We start from the raw sequence: 18,541 nt of genomic DNA on the forward strand, positions 1-18,541 counted from the left end.
TTAAATGATTAAAAAAATCATAGATTGCCAATCATTTGGCTTTATACCGGGGTAAGCCAATTTCATTCTCCTGTGGATAAGGAGCCCTAAAGGTCATGCTGACATCCTCTTTTATACGTTCTTGTGCTTCAAACTTTTTTGCTTCATCATGGGCATATCTCGGATCAGGAATGAAAGGCATTTTTGCCATTTTAGTAATTGTAATCGTTGGAAAATGAAAATCCACCTCAACAATTCCCAGCAACAAATAACATCCGCCGCCCTGAAATGGATACTTCCCAAGACAGTCTGGAAAATGTGCTGTGTCAAAGTAGTCACCATTAACATCGACCCAGGTACCAAAATACATCGTTCCCCTTTTCGTTGGAACATGCTTTCTTGAAATCAGATATGCGAGCATCTTCACTTCTTTCTTGTGGTAGGTGGTCAAATCTTTTGCCATTACGGTTCCCCTATATTTAGTTTTTAGTAGGTCAAACGGAGTACATGAAACAGGAAAGCTCAGGATCTCGATTTCATCAAAAGCGTCTTCAAAGATATCACGTCTCAATTCAGGAAATTTAAATTCTTTTACCGGCTGCTCAAATAAAGTTTCAAAACGACGTTCCGGCTTAAATTCACCGAGCAGAACCCTCGCTTTTAGAAGCAACTCGTTTTTTGGAACACCACTGAAACGAAAAGCGCCAATGAAAATAAAGATCTGAATTGTTTCAATACCTATCGGGATTCTTTTAATAAAATCTTCCATTGATTTATAATCCCCATTTCTGCGCCTTTCTTCGGGAATCAGTTCAGCTACCTTTTTTTCGACTTTTTCAAGATGCATCAAACCTAAATATATCTGGTCACCAAATACCGTAGTTTGATACTCACTATGATTAACACATGGATTTAATATTGTTGCTCCCGACATTCTTGCCTCATGGACGTACACTTCGGTTCTGTAGAATCCCCCCATATTGTTGATTACAGCTACCATAAATTCAATGGGATAATTGACCTTAAGGAATAAGCTCTGGTAACTTTCTACAGCATAGGATGCTGAATGAGCTTTGCAGAACGAATAACCAGCGAAAGATTCTATCTGTCGATAGATCTCTTTACTTAATTCTTCTGGATGTCCCTGTTTCTTACAGGCATCAAAAAAATCATCCTTAACCTTCTGTAACGCAGCAAGCGAACGGCCTTTTCCGCTCATTGCCCGTCTCAGTATATCCCCATCGGCAGCAGATACGCCACCATAATGCAAGGCGATCTTAATGACATCCTCCTGATACACCATTATCCCATATGTCTCTCCCAGCTGCTGTTCAAATACGGGGTGGAAATATTCAAACTGGTCTGGATTGTTATGGCGGAAAATGTATTCCCGCATCATACCGGACTGTGCGACTCCTGGACGTATGATCGATGAGGCTGCTACTAAGGTTTTATAATTATCACATTTCAATCTCCGAAGCAAGCCACGCATTGCTGGTGACTCTATGTAAAAGCAGCCGATAGTTTTGCCCTGACTTAAGAACTCATTGCATTGCTTTTCATTCTTAGAAATTGAAGTGTCTTTAATGTTGACTTTTATTCCCCGTTTTTCTTCGAGAAGTTTTACAGTGTCATTAATAGTTCCCAGCCCACGCTGAGATAGAATATCAAATTTTTCAAAACCTATTTCCTCAGCGGTATGCATATCCCATTGCACGATGGGAAACCCTTTAGGAGGCATTTCGAGTGCTGTAAAATTCGTCAGTGGCTCCTCTGAAATCAGTATCCCACAGGAATGCATACTTCTCTGATTTGGAAATTTTTCTAAAAGCTTTCCGTATTTCTGTACCTGTTGGACAATCTCATCACGAAAAACCTTTTCAGGATTTTTGCTGAGTTCATCTAATTCTTCCTTTGGTAAACCAAATGCTTTACCGACCTCACGGATAATTGATCTGTATTTAAATTCAACATTTGTTCCGCAGAACGCCACGAACTCTTTCCCATAACGATTGAAAATGTAATCAAGGATAATATCACGTTCCTGCCAAGACCAGTCGATATCAAAATCAGGGGGACTTTTTCTGTTTTCGTTCAGAAAACGTTCAAAGTAGAGATCAAGCTCCAGCGGACATATGTCAGTGATTCCCAAACAGTATGCAACAATACTGTTCGCCCCGCTCCCACGGCCGATGTGCATAAATCCCATACTGTTGCTGTACCTGATGATATCCCATGTTATCAGAAAGTAACCACTAAAATTCAATTCATCAATTACTTTTAATTCCTTCTCAATCCGTTTTTTAGCTAGCTGGTGGTGTTTTCCGTATCGTCTTTCTAACCCCGCATGGGCCAATCGTGTCAATAACATCAAGTCATCAGCCTTTGTTCCGGTATAGTGCTTTTTATTCCTTGGTGTGCCAAATTCAAATCGGTACTCACAATCTGCTAGTAATGACGCGGTATTCTGGATAATCTGAGGATAATTTTCATAAATTTTTAAAATAATATCCGAGGGCTTAAAATATTCAGATTTTGCGCATACATCATCTTCCTGAAGCCTCGAAAGCAATACGTTATTATCTATAGCTCTTAAAATCCGATGTAGATTATATTCTTTTTTAGTACTGAATGTTACCGGATGTAGGATGACCATCTTTGGAATTAGCTTTTTGTATTCCGCGCGAATCAAAAGGTTTAAGTTTTCTAGCCTTACCCCAACAAATTCGTTATCCTTAAGATCTGCTGGAATATTATTGAGCGGATAAATTATAAAGTTCTTCTGAAGATTCGGTCTTACTGGAAGATCAACCTCATCGCAGTTATAAGATGACAATATCCTATTCACTTCCGATAAGCCATCAAATTCTTTCGCAATGCAAATATATTGGAGGATATTATTCTTTCGAACCTCTACTCCTGCTATTGGTTTTATACCATGTTGTTCACATTTCTTCTTAAATTCATATATACCCGTAACGGTGTTGATATCGGTCAATACAAGTTCCCTTACTCCCAGCGCCGAAGCTTGGGATACAAGGTCATCTATGGATAATGTGCCATATCGAAGACTATGGTAAGAATGACAGTTTAAAAACATACTTGTGCGTTTTAATGTAAAAAGTCAAAGCCTATTGCCCGGCCGACAGCAGAGCTTCCAAACCGATTCTTGATATTATCCATCGCCTGATATAAGCTGATCAATTCAGATGAATCTTCAAACAGGTTCATTTGGTAGCTACCGTGTACCAGATCTGTAAAACGTAAGCCTACCAATCGAAGCCGCATTCGCCTGGAATAAATTTTATCGAAAAGTTCCACAGCAACCCTGGCAAGGGTATGATCTGCCGAGGTATATGTCACCCGACATTGTTTGGTTTCTGTATCAAAGTTTGAATACCGAATCTTGATTACCACAGTGGAGGTCAGCCATTTTTCCTGTCTCAATTGATGTGCTAATTGCTCCGCCATACCAGCAATGAGCCCCTTTACTTCCTTGACATCCATCGTATCACTGCTAAAGGTGCGTTCTTTTGATATAGATTTCCTTTCTGAATATGGGACAACAGGAGTTTCATCAATACCGTTTGCTTTCTTCCACAAGTCAATACCATTCTTTCCGATCATTTGTTGCAATACCTCCACAGGCATTTCGGCCAGCGTCCCAATGGTTCTAATTCCAACTCTTGAAAAAAGCTGAAATGTTGCATTTCCCACCATCGGCATCTTTCTTATTGACAATGGGCTTAAAAAGGAATGAACGCCCAAAGAGGGAATTTCACGATGTCCATGTGGTTTAGATTCGCCCGTGCCTATTTTACTTACCGTTTTATTAACTGACAATGCATAACTGATCGGAAGTCCCGTCTCTCTTTCGATCTTTGCTCCCAGCTCGTTTGTCCATTTGTATGCCCCGAAAAACTTGTCCATTCCGGTCAAATCAAGATAAAACTCGTCTATTGATGCTTTTTCCATAAGTGGTGCAGTTTCCTCGATCACCTCGGTTACTGTGTGGGACATTTTTGAATAAAGTTCCATGTCACCTTTGACGACCTTGGCCTGGGGGCATAAGCGCAACGCCATTCGCATTGGCATAGCCGAACGAACGCCGAAAGATCTCGCTTCATAAGAACAAGATGACACGACACCTCTGTCACCACCGCCAATAATGAGGGGTATGCCCTTCAATTCTGAGTTGACCAACCGCTCACAGGACACAAAAAAAGTGTCCAGATCCATATGTACTATCGCCCTTTGCATACTGTCAAGTTTTATTTTACAAAATTGCTATGATTTTTAGCAAAATACACTAACTTTGTTGCTATAAATTATAGCAATGTTATTACTCGCTGATAATCTGCGTTTTCTGAGAAACGAACTTAATGCTTCACAACAAATTGTTGCGGATGCGCTTCATATTACAAGAGGTAGATATAGCAAATATGAGGAGGGTGCCAGTGATCCACCCATTGACATTCTACTTAAGATATCCCGCTATTATAAGGTAAGTGTGGATCTATTAATTTCAATAGATTTACGAAAATATAAATTGGAGGAGTTGCTAAAGCTGCCTGACAACAGAATATTATTGCCTATCAAAACGGATAGTAAAGGTGAAAATAAAATCGAAGTTATTCCATTCAAAGCATCGATGGGTTATCTGGTTGGTTATTCTGATCCAGACTATATTGAAAATCTGCAGACAATGTCCCTTCCATTTCTCAATCACGGAAAGTATCGGGCATTTCCTGTTGAGGGTGATTCTATGCCACCGTACAAAGACGGAAATTTTATTATAGGACAATATGTTGAATCTCTCAGTGATTTAAAATTAGGAAAATCTTATATATTCATAACCCGTGAAGGCATCACCTATAAAAGACTCGAAGAACAATCTTCGAGCAAGATTAAAGTTGGCGCTGACAATAAATTCTATAACTCCTATGAAATAGCAAAGGAGAATATACTGGAAATATGGGAATTCAGATGCAGTATATCGACTGAAGAATTCGATATATTAAAGATAGAAGCCGATAAAGAAAGAATTCTGAAACTGTTTGAGGAATTAAAAGGTGAAATTTTAGAACAGAGATTTTAGATGAAACCTTTGAATGCTTTAAGATACACATTAAAAAAAAATGTAATTTTAAAGGAAAAATGAAAGTAGCCGAATTCCAACAACCTAGATTTATTGTAATTGAAACGGGACTCGTGGATTATCATTATGAAAACGAATATCATTATTCAAAAAGTAATTCATTCAGTTTTGACACTGACGAAGAGCGAATTTGGGTATATCATATGGAGAGCGAATCCTTAATCGAATTCGTATATATGAATGAGCGTTCCCCGCTATATTTCGCGACCAGGAATAAAACGTTTTCTTATAAGGAAGACATATATACCGGTTACTTTGTCAAGAATAACGCAAGACGTCTCGGATTTGATGAGGATTTGATTTTGGAATCAGCCTGGGCATTTTTACTCGGAAAGCGTAAATGGGCAGAAGAATTTAAGGAAACATTTGGAAACAGGGATTAATATCAAAAAAAACAACAAAGAAATATCGTAGATTAGTAGAGAGTAATTAACGATATCTGTCATGAATAGTTTTGAATTTAAACAGCCTGAGTTTCTTCTTTGCGAAATAGGTATAAAGGATTCCACACTTCTGGGGGATCACATTCTCAACGATGAAAGGATCTGGGTATATCACCTAAAAAGCCAGTCACTCGTAGAATTTGTTTTTATGAACGAACTGGGAACCTATAATTTCAATGAGAAACATAAAGAATTCACTTATTTTCAATATCGCTATATAGGTTTTTTTGTTAAGAACAACTGCAACATTACTAAACAGAGTGAAGATGTGGTATTAGATCTAGCCTGGGACTATCTAGAAAGTTTTTTTATATGGGAAGACAAAACAATCAATATAAGAGATCACTTAAAATCCATCAGATCCGGAAATGATTTTAATATCAACTGATCCAAATTCCATAAATTTCAAAAACTTTATTAATAAAGTAAGCCATATCACCCCATTAATAATTTTTATAACTTTTTTAGAAAAATGAAAAATATCGAGTTTCATCAACCAGAATTTCTTTTGTGCGAAAAAAGCATACAGGATTACGAAAATGACGGTGAGCTTGTGTCCCAGAAATCGGATTCGCTAGTGGGTGGGTATTATATTGAGGATGAAAGAACCTGGGTCTATCACCTAAAAAGCGAATCATTGATCGAGTTCCTGTATATGAATGGACGAGAGCCCCAAAAATTTACATCAAAACATAAAGACTTTGTGTATAAGACAGAAAATTACACGGGATTTTTTGTTATAAATAAAGCAAAGAACCTAGGTCAGGACGAGGATATAGTACTCGATAGAGCCTGGGAATTTTTAAAGGCTAAATTCAATTGGGAAGATACCTACTTTGAACTCGAAATAGAATAATGGAAGAAATTAAAAGCTACATATTTTAATCAGGCGACGTTCTTTTGCTTCTCCTATGTTTGTATAATTATAATCTAAGTGAAGAAGAGTGAGAGTAGATTTTGCTTTAAATAGCCATACGGTATATTCGGGAAAAGAAACTACCTCCTCTTCTTTACCTTTTAGAATCTGAACAGAATGTAAGGAATGCACTCATTATCAAGAGTCGTATAGCCAGTATATCCACTCAGGAGAAAAGATGACGAAAGGTTTTCACTTATCTAAAACAAATAAGATGAAGGTATTATTAAAACAAACGGTAGGCATTGATGTGGCACAAAACGAATTGGTGGTATCACTTGGCCGAATGGATGAGCATCTCAGTATAGAAGTTTATGCTTATAAAGTATTTGCAAATACCAAAAAAGGTTATTCAGCTCTTGTATCGTGGGTCAATAAGCAGACATCGACCTCAACAGAGATACGGTATGTAATGGAAGCGACAGGTGTTTACCATGAATCCCTGGCATACTATCTATACAATGTTAAAAAACAAGTCAGTATCGTTTTACCGAATAAGATCAGCAATTATTCGAGAACACTAGACATAAAAACGATAACGGACAAGAGTGCATCACAAGCCATTGCGAGATTTGGTTTGGAAAGACAATTGGAAGTTTGGGAACCTCCTTTAAAAATATACAATGATTTGAAGCAACTTTGTCGAGAGCGTGAACAGTTGATACAGGAGCGTACAATGTTAAAAAATCAACTGCATGCTGACCATACTTCTGAAACTTCAAATGCCAGTTCAGTGAAGAGAACAAAAAAGAGAATATCCATAATAGATCTGCAGGAAAAAGAAATACGTGAAGAAATAGCTGTACTTATCAAAGGAGATCACGTTTTAGCGGATAAGATGACAATAGTATCTTCTATTCCGGGAATAGGAAGCCTAACAGCTGTGACAATTATAGCCGAAACAAATGGCTTTGAGTTGATAAAAAATAAACGACAGTTAGTCAGCTATGCAGGATTGGATGTAAAAGAAAAGACGTCTGGAACTTCAGTGAAATCGAAACCCCGAATCTCCAAGCGGGGTAATCGCTATTTAAGGAAGGTAATGCATTTTCCTGCTCTAGCTGCAATCAGAACCGACGGAAGGTTCAGAGAGATTTTTTTAAGATTAGTTTCAAAGCATGGAATTAAAATGAAAGCTGTTGTGGCCATTCAAAGAAAACTATTAGAGTTGACTTTTATTTTATGGAAAAATAATTCATATTATGATCCGCAATTTGTAGATTATTCCATAAAATTAAAAAGAGGGAGGTCGATTTAAAACTTATCAGTTCCAAATCGACCTCCCTATAATTTATTTAAAAGGTTTTAGATTATACTACTACCCCTGAATTTTATTGCATTATCTTAAGAATAGTATTTTTTCTTCAGCCACAGACTTGCTCTGACCAGTAGTATGAGTACAGGAACTTCCACTAAAGGTCCAATGACACCAACAAAAGCTTGTGGAGAATTAATACCAAATACAGCAATCGCAACTGCAATGGCCAGCTCAAAATTATTCCCTGTCGCTGTAAAGGCAATAGATGCATTTTTGTCGTAAGGTACTTTTAAGGATTTGTTTACAAAGAAACTAACGAAGAACATTAGGATAAAATAGATTATCAATGGTATGGCAACTTTGATTACGTCCATTGGAAGCTCTACGATTTTTTCACCTTTCAAGCTGAACATTAAAACAATCGTGAATAACAAAGCATACAATGTAATCGGGGAAATTCTTGGAACAAATTTTCTATTATACCATTCGATCCCTTTTGACTTTACTAGAATGTATCTGCTTAAGAATCCGGCTAGAAAAGGAATACCAAGATAAATAAGTACACTTTCTGTAACATCTTTCATGGATACGCTGACATTGAAATTAGCAAGACCTAATTTACCAGGCAGAACATTGATAAATAACCAGACAAAAAAACTGTAGGTAAATACCTGAAAGATACTGTTTAAAGCTACCAGAAGAGCAGCATATTCTCTATTTCCTTTTGCTAAATCATTCCATACGATGACCATAGCGATACATCTTGCTAATCCGATAAGGATTAATCCTATCATATAGTCTGGCTCATTTCTCAAAAATAAAATGGCTAGAACAAACATTAAAATTGGTCCTATAACCCAATTTAGCAATAGTGAAATACTAATTACCTTTTTATCCTTAAAGGCAGTCGGTAAAAGGGAATAGTCCACTTTAGCTAGTGGAGGGTACATCATTAAGATCAATCCAATTGCTAATGGGATATTGGTTGTACCCATGGATAAGGAATCTGTTACCTTTGAAATACCAGGGAATAAGAAACCTAAGCCCACGCCGATGGCCATAGCAAGAAATATCCATAAGGTCAGGTATCTATCAAGAAATTTTAATTTTGGTTGCATACTATTTTAATTTAATCCTATTGTTTTACTTCTTCTTTCCATGATTACTGTGTCACGCCAGGTATCTCCAAGCTTTCCGATTTTTTCACGGTGACCTATTATTCTAAATCCCGTACTCTTATGAAGAGCTATTGTAGCTTCATTTTCTGGAAACATTCCACTTTGTAATGTCCAAATTCCATGGATCTCACTTTCCGTTATCAATTTTGTCATCAGGGCTTTTCCTATTCCTTTTCCTTTGTGGTCATTGGAAATGTAAATGCTCACTTCAGCCACTCCGCCATATACACAGCGATCACTAACCGCAGATAACGCTGCCCATCCCACTATGATATTGTCAATGACAGCAGCAAAACGGCTATGCTCTAATTTACTTTTGTCCCAATCTTCCCAATTGGGAACTGAGGTTTCAAAAGTCGCATTTCCAGTTTCAAGGCCCTGTCTATAGATTTCAGCAATTTCCCTAAACTGTTCTTTACCAAATGAAATTATATCCATATTATTTCTTTAATTGTGAAAAGACATAAAGCATTTCTGATGCTATCTGTAAACTTCTTTCTGCGTAGACCTGAGTTTGTTCCGGGGTATTGTCAGAAGCTTTGGGATCATCGTATTTTATTGGAAATCTATCCTCTGCTCCAAACACAATCGGACAGCCTTCATCCGCATTATTGCAGGTCATAATTGCTCCGAATTCATTTTTTGGATTAAAGTCATTGTTATATTCTTTGGAGAAACAGATTACAGCAGCTTCATTTTGTGCGTACTTTACTGCATAGACAGGGTTTTCGTTCTCGCTAAGTTTTTGGATCTGAAAACCTTGGTTACTTAACGTTTCTGCTACTTTAGGAAACATCGCTGTTGCCTCAGTGCCACCTGAATAGCAATATACGTTCTTAACGTCAAAATGATAAGCCATAGTCTGCGCCCAGATCTGCGATAAATGACTTCTTCTACTGTTATGGGTACAGATGAAATTTAAACGGATCGTCTGGTCAGTTTCTATTTTCCTCTGCACATAATCAACTAAAGGTTGCAAAACTATTTTTCGTTCTTCTGATATCGTACCAGCTGAGAGTGCTTCGATATTTTTTACAAGTGTTTGGTTCATTTCTAAATTCTAAAATTAATAGCCTCTTCTTAAATTTTCTGCATATTCATTAGGTAGTGGGCTGTTTTCAACTGCTTGTGCCGCTTTTTCAATATCATAATCAAATCGAATAAATTCAACTTTGATACTGTCTTTATTAAGCACAGAACTATTGTCATTGATCGTTAACATAACATAGCCTCCCCGCACATCATTATCTTTTGGTTTTCCAACAGAACCGATATTAACTGCATGGCGATAATGCGGAAGATCCTCAGTACCTGAATTTAAAATGCGATGATATGGCTTATGGGTATGTCCAAAACACATAATATCCGCATCCGCTTGCTCCATGATCCTGAGCATGCTTTTTTCCTCCCGGTCTTCAAACAGATATTCATTGATTTTTCTTGGGCTGCCATGTACTAATAGAAGATTTAATTTGTCTTCATTAAGCTGGAACTCAACTTTGATGTGTGCAGGAAGTGTTCGCAGATAGGAGCGTTCATCGTCCATCATAATGGAGTTTGTAAAAGAAATGGAAATGTTACCATTGTCTTTTTCACCGTCAGTTTTATAGGCACAACCACATTCGTTGCTCATACGCCCAATGCCAAAATCATAATTTCCGGCAATGGTTGGTATTTTCCTCTTCCGGATCTCATTGACCACCTCGTTGGGCCAAATATTGTAACCTACAAGATCTCCTAAACAGTAAATACTATCCGGATCACGGAATTCGACATCTTTAAAGAAAGCTTCCAGTGCCGGTAAATTTGCGTGAATATCACTGAATAATGCAATTTTCATTTTAGTTTTGTTGGTTTAAAAATTCTTCGATTTCAGCAATGGTCTGTTTTGCTATTCTGTTTACCCCTATTAATGTTGCAGAGGCGTAACCAGTCCAGTTGCCATATCCTACAAGCCATAGTCCGGTCACTTCTAAGGACTTGCTTTCTGTAGTTTTTGCAATGCCCTTTTCATCCGTTTCTATAAGTGATTTAAGATAAGAGGTATTGTAACCGAAACCTGTGCACCAAATAATAGCATCAAATTCCTCTTTTTCACCATTATACCAGATTACCCCTTTATCGTATAGCTGATGGAATGTACCACTTGATACAAATACGCCTCTTTGTTTAGCCTCCTTAACGGTTGGAACCATTACGATATTACCTAAATTGTATTGCGATGAATCAAACGGTTTTCCTTCTTTTTCCGCCTTGTATCGGGCAGAGGCAACAGTGAATAAATAATAACCATCTACATCATCAGGTAAAAATTCAGGCTCCTTTTTGGTTGACCATTTTACAGTGGTAACTTTTGAAAGCTCTGCAACAATCTGTGCGCCTGAATTACCTTCGCCTACTACTAATGTTTTCAGTCCGATAAATTTTTCAGGGTTCTTATATTTTCCCGAATGTATCTGTAAACCTTTATAATCTTCTATTCCATCAATCGTTGGAATAAATGGATTCTCCCAAGTTCCGGTTGCTGAAATAACTGTTTTGGCTTTAAAAATCCCTTGAAGAGTATGAACGTAAAATAAACCTTCATTTTTTTTAATTTCAGTAACTTCAGTACTCCTTTGAACATTCAGTTGATAATGGTCTTCATACTTGCCCAAGTAATCAATTACTTCTTGTCTTAGCGGAAACTGATGTTCAGATTTAGGCATTAGCCAACCCGGTAATGAACTGTATTCTCTGGGAGAAAAAAGAGTCAGACTATCCCAGGTATGGAGCCATGCACCACCTGGAATATCCTGCTTGTCAAGTATAATATACTTCAGTTTTGCCCGTCTCAGATAATATCCACAAGCTAAGGCACTCTGTCCCCCTCCAATAACAATAACATCAAAAATTTCTTCCATCGGATTTTAATACTGTTTAGAAGTTATATATTACATTCTTCGGATAGTTAGCAACAACCACCTCCGGGTGTACATGTATTGCTCTGATTTACCGTTAACTCAGAAAGGTTTTTCTTTTGCTTTTCTGATGGAATACCACAAGCGTCCTGGGCAAGGCATGCTGTTGTTTTGCTTTTCAACACAAATGTTTTTCCGTTAAACTCCAGATCATATTTACCGATGGTATCACTTTGATATTCAACTTCGATCTCCGAATCTTCGATTCCTAATTTCTCCTCAGAAAGTCTGATAATGTTTAACAACTTACCTAGTTTTAAACGATGTTCATAATCATCTGCATTCCAAAGCTGAAAGTTTACAGCCTTTTCATCACGGATTACACCACCGCAATCAATAAATCTTTTATTGATCTGACCCACTTCTGTAACATGGAAATGTTCAGGTACAAATGTTCCGTTTTCTAATTGAAATTCAACATTCTCTAATGTTGGAAGAATTTCTTTGATTTCTGATAATTTCATTGTTTTAATATTTATAGTTATAATGCAATATTGCGATATTTGTTAGCAAATTTTTTTAACAGCATTTGATCTGTATCTTTTCAAAATAACATTTGAATTTTGGAACATAGACCATAATATGTACGAGGCTGATGATTATCGCACCCGGTAAAAGGTTCAATGCGATGATCTTAAAAGTTTGATAGTTTTCTATCTGCTGAAAATTTTCCGTTAAACTGATGCCATCAGCATTTACATCTATTTTAATCACTAAAAAAACAGCGATAGCAGCGAAGTGGAAACCATTTACCAAAAGGTGAACAATATATTCCCATCTTGGCAGCCCTCCCATAAATGCTCTACTATCTTTTTCAACATAGGCATCGACCAACAAGGTGATAATATCAGCTCCAATCAAAATGCAGCCAAATAAAAACAAATTGTTGTTTTCAATATTGATGAATAGTGAGATTAAGATACCCGTAAATAATACGGCTCTGATTGTATGTGTAAGATGTTCAAAACGGCTTTCTTCATGTTGATAGAGGCGATATTTATATAAGTGTAAAAATACACCATCAAATACTGCCAGCAGCGAATAACTGATCAACAATATCGACGATATTAGGAAAGCAATTTCCATATGCTTAACAACATTTTTGATTGGTTACTGTAAAGATTATTTTTGAAAAATACTCTTTCAATATATCAAAAGTATTTTCATCAATGCAGTAACAAACTGAGTTACCTTCGATGCTTCCCTGTATCAAACCCGCATTTTTTAATTCTTTTAAATGCTGTGATACAGTAGGCTGTGCTAATGGTAGTTCATTCACAATATCTCCAGTGATACAAGTATTGACTTTCAATAAATACTCGATAATAGCAATTCTCGCCGGATGTCCCAAAGCTTTAGCAATAACCGCAATCTGGTTCTGGCTTTCAGTAAAATGCTCTGTTTTTGTAGCTCCCATGTCATAATTATTATATTGCAATATTACGATATTATTTTTGATATAAAAAGATAATGATGATATTTTTTTATATGTTACCGCAAACCTTAAATATAAAAAAAGGGATAATTTAAATTGTTTCTTTGAAGTTTAACGTAAAAGAGGCTGCGTTTGTCATTATAATTTACTCCTTGTTTTTATCCAAGAATTTGTAATTGTATCTAGGTTTAAATAAATACCCAGAGTTTAACAGCATTTTTTATTTTCTTGAATTGGCGGACACTTTACAGAGCCGAAACTACAATATACGCAACAATCACCCTTGAGAGGTTTTAAAACTCTCTTGCACTTTTCACATTCGTAAAAATATTGGCAGGCGTTTGTTGGCATTGTTTCCTCTTTCTTGTAACCACAGTCTGGACAAGTTATTATTGTTTGTAACTTTATTTCCATTACGATACAGTTTTACTATTTAATGCTTTATATCCTGTTGAATTGATAGCATTTTCAATTTCTATGATACTTGTTTGTTTACTGTCGAACTTAACAATAGCGTTGCCCTTTTCATAAGATACTACAACTTCGACGATTCCTTTTAGTTTGCTGATCTCTGTTTTAACGTGATTTTCACAGCCTGAGCAAGTCATTCCTTTAATTGTAAACTCAACTTTCTGAAGTTTGGAAGTTTCGGAAAAAATTGCTTTACTTTCAGTCTTTGGAAAAAAGATGTGGGCATAAATTGGAAATGATAAAAGTAAAGCTGCCACGATAGTAATAATTCCTAAAAATGATTTTGTCTGCATAAAATTTGGTTTTTCAGTTATTTCACAATTACAGTCAATTTTCTTTTGTGGTTTCAATTTTTGATACCATGCAAATCCAAGCACTAAAATTGTTAAACCGATAAAATATGGACGGAAAGGTTCCAGCCAGGAAAAAGTTGAAGCAAGACCACTTGTTCCAGCTATAAGCGCCAAAACAGGTGTTATACAACACAGAGAAGCTGCAATAGCTGTTAGAAGTCCAGTACCGATAAGTTTTTTATCCGTTTTCATATTGTTTCTAAAACTTTATTATCAATTAGTATTTTAAAAAATGGATCCAGCAATTTTTCGTACTCTTTTGTCAATGAGTAAAAAATGGTTTGTGCCTCTCTTTCCGTTATAATTAGCTTTCGGTCTTTAAGCTTTCGTAAGTGCTGGGAAACTGCTGAAATTGTCATATCTAGTATATCGCTTAAATCACATACACAAAGTCGTTTTTCTTCATGTAAAAGAAACAAGATTTTCAGCCGTACATTATTTCCAGCTAATTCAAGTCCACTTGATAAATAATCAAAGGGGTCTTGGAGTTCTAAAACTCGATTTTTACAGCGATTGATCTGTTTAATATCCGCCTGTTGTCTTATACACGAAGTATTTTCCATCTTGCAAAGATAGCTAACTTTATTATTTAAGCAAGTGCTTAAATATTGATTGAAATGTTTTAAGAATTGTTCGGATTATAATACAGAATCTATTGCTCAGAAAAAGATACAGTGGATACCTACCTTCTTTACATTCCGATCTTTTTGAACTTTTTAAGAGATATTTTTTCCTAATGGATAAAAGTAAAAAAGCCGAATAGATTAGTATTCGGCTTTTTATAAGATATTATTTTGCTAGTTTCATAATAGAAAATGCGCCACGTATTACAATTGCGAAGACTACCGTTCCAACTATCAGGTCTGGTATTCGGGAAGAAGTAACATATACCAAAATTCCTGCAAGGATAACACCTATATTTATAATAACATCGTTTGAGGTAAAAAGCTGGCTGGCTTTAATATGAGCATCATCACTGTTTGTACGACGGAGAATGATCAATGAAGCAGCATTACCCATTAAAGCTAAAAGGGATATCGTAATCATTGTTGAAAACACAGGTGTTTCTCCATATCCCATAAATCTGCGTATGACTTCGAAAAATCCTAAAACAGCCAAAATAAGCTGTAAATATCCGCTTACCTTTGCAATATTCTTTTTTCGCATAATTGATCCACCCACTGCCCATAGGCTAAGTCCATAAACAAGTGCATCGGCCAGCATATCTAAGCTATCGGCTAACAGTCCCATTGAATTTGAAATAAAACCTGTAATGATTTCCAGACCAAAGAAAAAGGCATTGATCAGTAGAACAAGCCACAATAATTTTCGCTCTTTGCGCTCATCTTTTTGAACTGGATTATGATCATGTGAATCGACGGAACCGATATAACGGTCCTTGAGATTCAGTTCACTGATAGCCGCCTTGATCTGTTCCATGTTATCCAGATGGTATACTTCCAATTTCCTGGCTGCCAGATTAAAATCCAATCTGGATATGCCTGTAATCTCACTAAGTTTCATACGGATCATCTGTTCCTCGGCAGAGCAGTCCATTCGCTTAATTTCGAAAGTCGACTTCTTCATCGCTTAGAATTTAAGCTTTATGCCAACATTAATTACAAACCCATCAACAGGCGCATATATATCCTGGAAAACAGGGTTTGTAATAGGTCCTGAATAAATCGGTCCGAATTTGGTCTGACGGGTATTTGTATAGTTCTCAAAATTCGCAAAGATTGAAAAACGTTCCCAAATTCTTTCTGCCATCAATCCCGCTGTCCAATAACCTTTACCGGTACTTCCATCATTTAACTGTTGTGGACTGAAATAATAAGCCTCAGCACCCACTTTCCACTTTTCTTCGATTTCATACATCAGCACATTATTGAGCCTGTGTTTGGAAACAAGCGGATAAATTTTTGAAGTACCATCCGTATGCTGATTAACATCGGCATAGGTATATCCCACAAATAGTTTAAAATCCCCGTATGTAAGCTTGACATTTGTTTCCATCCCTTTGGTATCAAAATTTCCGGAAGGCTGGACATACTGATACATGTTACCTGTTGTAGAGGTTAGCAGAACCGGATTGTTGATACGGGTATAGAAAAACATATGATTGATACTGAAACGTACCTGACCATCAAACAATGCTGTTTTGTAATTGATATCATAATTCGCACCATAAGAGCGCTCGGCTTTTGTATCATCCAAATTCAAAGGCAAAACTCCTCTAAACTGGATACGTTCAGCGTCTTCGGTAAATACAGTTGGTGCTTTATAGCCAAGACCACCACCCAATCGTGTTGAAAAATGTTCATTGATCTTCCATAAAGTAGATATTCTAGGAAGAAAAAAGAACCCGAAGCGGTTATGATAATCACCTCTAATACCTGATTCGATGGTAATTTTATCTGAGGTATTCCATGTATTCTGAACAAATCCGCCAACAGTTGTGTAATTATAATCTCTTACAGGAGTTCCAGCTACTTGCTTCTCCGTAAATTTATCGGTCAAAAAATTTGCACCAAGCACCCAGTCAGTCTTTTCGCCATTAAGGGAATAGTTTGCTTCCGTATACGTAGACAATTGATCACCAGAAAATTGATAAGCAGGCAAGCTAATGGTACGGTCATAGTAACTGACACTGTTTTTTATCACAAATTTAGCCCTGTCATTTATTCTACGATCCAATTCTAACTGAGTACTGTAACGTCCGGTTTTATTTTCCTCAAAGTAGGAATGATCTGTACTCCCATTGCCTTTGATATATTCCATATCTCCACCAATTCGTTTTTCGGAAGTTGCATTGATTCCAGCCATTAATGTGGTATTCTCATTGAAATAGAAAAATACTTTGGGATTCAACGTAAAACGGTCAAATTTAGGAATAGCCGTAAGTCCAATATCAGCAGGATCATAGGCAGTCCCATGATTATATGCCGCATATATTGTTGTTCCTATACCATTAAACTTTTGGGCATAAAAGCCACTGGCGTCAAGTCCCAGGGCAGAGGTTCCATTGAGCAGAAAATTAAGCTGTCTTTGCTCGGTTGGTTTTTTTGAAACGAGGTTTACCAAGCCTGCAATTGCTCCGCCACCATACAGTGTGGAAGATGATCCTTTTATCACCTCAACCTGCTGAAGATCCAAAGGTGCTACCTGTAATAGACCCAGACCACCTGAAAACCCGGAATATAATGGAAAACCATCACGGATAACCTGCGTGTATTTACCATCGAGTCCTTGGATACGTATGGCAGAGTTTCCACTGGTTGCTGAGGTCTGCTGCGTCTGGATTCCAGTACTTTCAGCAAGCAACATTCTGATATCTCCGGGTTTCATATTGCCTTTTTCTTCCAGTTCTTCGCCGCCGATAAATTCAATCCGAGTTGGGATATTTTGAATGCTTCTCGTACTTCTTGTTGATGTAATTACCACACTCTCTAATTCCTCTGAGTTTTCTTTAAGAAGAATTTCTATTATGCCGTTCTCTTTTAATGGGAATTTTATTATTTCAGTAAACTCTTCGAAGCCTAAGTAACTAAAGTGTATTTCCTGTAATCCATCGGGGATATTTGACAATGTAATCTGTCCTTTTTCATCAGATATTGCACCATTTGAAGTGCCTTTTATAGAAGCTGTTACCCCAACAAGAACTTCTTTTGTTTCGTTATTTTTAACAACGGCTTTTAATGTGTTTTGTGCATATACACAAAGGTTTATTGTCATAAAAAACGACAATATGAGCATTTTCTTCATTATAAAATGATATTTAATGTGATTGTATAAACTTAACGATGCAAAGACATCGTTATTAATTAATTTGTGCTGAAAGCACTACACATTAAGCATATTTCGGGGGATGCCAAACTGAATATCGGAAGTCGGAAATAGCAGCAATAGTTGTTACCATTATCTTTTTTTCAGGTTGCTTCACGAAACCCGATATTGAAAAATGAAATGAGTTTACAACAAAACCTGCACAAGTTTTACAATTAAAAAATGGTGAACAACAATTTTTATTGCAATTATCGTCATTTTGTTGACTATTTGAAGTTTCAAAAGGTTCATCCATACAACTATCTTCTACAAGGCAAGGTGCTATAGATAACAGCAAAATCATTATAGCCGATATGTAAGACAGATACTTCATTCTGCAAAAATATGAAAATTTATATTCACTTTTTTAAGTGTTCTAATAACAATTTAATTAAACTTTTTACAAACTGATAAAAGAATATTTTAAAAAAAAATTGAAAAATAACACAGAATCTTTTCTTTGGTCGCCCATACGACAAGAAAAGAAGATATGCCTAGTGCCCGGAGTAGGGCGAGAATTAATGGGCATATCCTAAAGCGGCTATTTCGCTTTACGCAAAAAGAC

20 protein-coding genes are annotated in these 18,541 nt (G+C 36.6%); 5 read left to right on the top strand and 15 right to left on the bottom strand.

The features are described 5' to 3' along the window. Nucleotides 1-31 precede the first annotated feature (31 nt). Together DBR39_RS12400 and dinB are read right to left on the bottom strand one after the other, a co-directional pair. Entirely contained in the window at nt 32-3,079 is a 3,048-nt protein-coding gene (locus tag DBR39_RS12400) for a DNA polymerase III subunit alpha (RefSeq protein ID WP_124533528.1), read from the bottom strand. An 11-nt stretch (nt 3,080-3,090) separates the two neighbouring features. Further along, nucleotides 3,091-4,239, bottom strand: coding sequence for a DNA polymerase IV (dinB, locus tag DBR39_RS12405; protein ID WP_124533530.1), 1,149 nt, complete (start codon nt 4,237-4,239; stop codon nt 3,091-3,093). A 76-nt stretch (nt 4,240-4,315) separates the two neighbouring features. On the opposite strand from dinB, the gene DBR39_RS12410 reads away from it, so the two are divergent. The 5 genes from DBR39_RS12410 (at nt 4,316) to DBR39_RS12430 (ending at nt 7,754) form a co-directional block, all read left to right on the top strand. After that, on the top strand, nt 4,316-5,077 hold the full coding sequence (locus DBR39_RS12410; RefSeq protein ID WP_124533532.1) for an XRE family transcriptional regulator: 762 nt from the start codon (nt 4,316-4,318) through the stop codon (nt 5,075-5,077). Nucleotides 5,078-5,136: 59 nt separating this feature from the next. Next, entirely contained in the window at nt 5,137-5,520 is a 384-nt protein-coding gene (locus tag DBR39_RS12415) for a hypothetical protein (RefSeq protein WP_124533534.1), read from the top strand. A gap of 61 nt (nt 5,521-5,581) precedes the next feature. Further along, nucleotides 5,582-5,968, top strand: coding sequence for a hypothetical protein (locus DBR39_RS12420; protein ID WP_124533536.1), 387 nt, complete (start codon nt 5,582-5,584; stop codon nt 5,966-5,968). Nucleotides 5,969-6,052: 84 nt separating this feature from the next. Continuing rightward, nucleotides 6,053-6,436: a hypothetical protein gene (locus DBR39_RS12425; protein WP_124533538.1), complete on the top strand. Its 384-nt coding sequence runs from the start codon at nt 6,053-6,055 to the stop codon at nt 6,434-6,436. Between the two features lie 274 nt (nt 6,437-6,710). After that, a complete protein-coding gene (locus DBR39_RS12430) occupies nt 6,711-7,754 on the top strand; it encodes an IS110 family transposase (protein WP_048506343.1) in 1,044 nt (347 codons plus the stop codon). 86 nt (nt 7,755-7,840) lie between these two features. Here DBR39_RS12430 and arsB read toward each other — a convergent pair whose 3' ends face one another. The 13 genes from arsB to DBR39_RS12495 all read right to left on the bottom strand — a co-directional run bounded on the left by arsB (nt 7,841) and on the right by DBR39_RS12495 (nt 17,916). Beyond that, nucleotides 7,841-8,872 (bottom strand): ACR3 family arsenite efflux transporter, encoded by a 1,032-nt coding sequence (arsB, locus tag DBR39_RS12435; RefSeq protein ID WP_048506344.1) that lies wholly within the window; start codon nt 8,870-8,872, stop codon nt 7,841-7,843. Between the two features lie 6 nt (nt 8,873-8,878). Beyond that, nucleotides 8,879-9,370, bottom strand: a complete 492-nt coding sequence (locus tag DBR39_RS12440) for a GNAT family N-acetyltransferase (protein ID WP_088584133.1) — start codon at nt 9,368-9,370, stop codon at nt 8,879-8,881. Nucleotide 9,371: 1 nt separating this feature from the next. Then, nucleotides 9,372-9,983 carry a low molecular weight phosphatase family protein gene (locus tag DBR39_RS12445; RefSeq protein ID WP_048506346.1) on the bottom strand — a complete coding sequence of 204 codons (612 nt, stop codon included), beginning with the start codon at nt 9,981-9,983 and terminating at the stop codon, nt 9,372-9,374. A gap of 15 nt (nt 9,984-9,998) precedes the next feature. Next, a complete protein-coding gene (locus DBR39_RS12450) occupies nt 9,999-10,772 on the bottom strand; it encodes a metallophosphoesterase family protein (protein WP_048506347.1) in 774 nt (257 codons plus the stop codon). A 1-nt stretch (nt 10,773) separates the two neighbouring features. After that, on the bottom strand, nt 10,774-11,835 hold the full coding sequence (locus DBR39_RS12455; RefSeq protein ID WP_124533540.1) for an ArsO family NAD(P)H-dependent flavin-containing monooxygenase: 1,062 nt from the start codon (nt 11,833-11,835) through the stop codon (nt 10,774-10,776). Between the two features lie 47 nt (nt 11,836-11,882). Then, the gene (locus DBR39_RS12460; RefSeq protein ID WP_124533542.1) at nt 11,883-12,356 is read right to left on the bottom strand and encodes a DUF6428 family protein; all 474 of its coding nucleotides are present in this window, start codon (nt 12,354-12,356) and stop codon (nt 11,883-11,885) included. A 55-nt stretch (nt 12,357-12,411) separates the two neighbouring features. Next, a complete protein-coding gene (locus DBR39_RS12465; protein WP_124533544.1) occupies nt 12,412-12,978 on the bottom strand; it encodes a hypothetical protein in 567 nt (188 codons plus the stop codon). Between the two features lie 4 nt (nt 12,979-12,982). Next, nucleotides 12,983-13,309: an ArsR/SmtB family transcription factor gene (locus DBR39_RS12470; protein ID WP_124533546.1), complete on the bottom strand. Its 327-nt coding sequence runs from the start codon at nt 13,307-13,309 to the stop codon at nt 12,983-12,985. Between the two features lie 225 nt (nt 13,310-13,534). Continuing rightward, a complete protein-coding gene (locus tag DBR39_RS24480; RefSeq protein WP_073060390.1) occupies nt 13,535-13,741 on the bottom strand; it encodes a GDCCVxC domain-containing (seleno)protein in 207 nt (68 codons plus the stop codon). Continuing rightward, nucleotides 13,741-14,343 carry a mercuric transport protein MerTP gene (merTP, locus tag DBR39_RS12480; protein ID WP_124533548.1) on the bottom strand — a complete coding sequence of 201 codons (603 nt, stop codon included), beginning with the start codon at nt 14,341-14,343 and terminating at the stop codon, nt 13,741-13,743. Before merTP ends, DBR39_RS24480 begins: the two co-directional genes overlap by 1 nt. Continuing rightward, on the bottom strand, nt 14,340-14,714 hold the full coding sequence (locus DBR39_RS12485) for an ArsR/SmtB family transcription factor (protein ID WP_124533550.1): 375 nt from the start codon (nt 14,712-14,714) through the stop codon (nt 14,340-14,342). The genes merTP and DBR39_RS12485 overlap by 4 nt, the downstream gene beginning before the upstream one ends. Nucleotides 14,715-14,940: 226 nt before the next feature. Next, entirely contained in the window at nt 14,941-15,738 is a 798-nt protein-coding gene (locus tag DBR39_RS12490) for a cation transporter (protein ID WP_124533552.1), read from the bottom strand. Nucleotides 15,739-15,741: 3 nt separating this feature from the next. After that, complete coding sequence (locus DBR39_RS12495) at nt 15,742-17,916, bottom strand: TonB-dependent receptor (RefSeq protein ID WP_124533554.1); 2,175 nt, start codon at nt 17,914-17,916, stop codon at nt 15,742-15,744. Nucleotides 17,917-18,541: the final 625 nt, after the last annotated feature.

The sequence above is a fragment of the Chryseobacterium sp. KBW03 genome (genome assembly GCF_003852415.1).
In the GTDB taxonomy this organism is placed as follows: domain Bacteria; phylum Bacteroidota; class Bacteroidia; order Flavobacteriales; family Weeksellaceae; genus Chryseobacterium; species Chryseobacterium viscerum.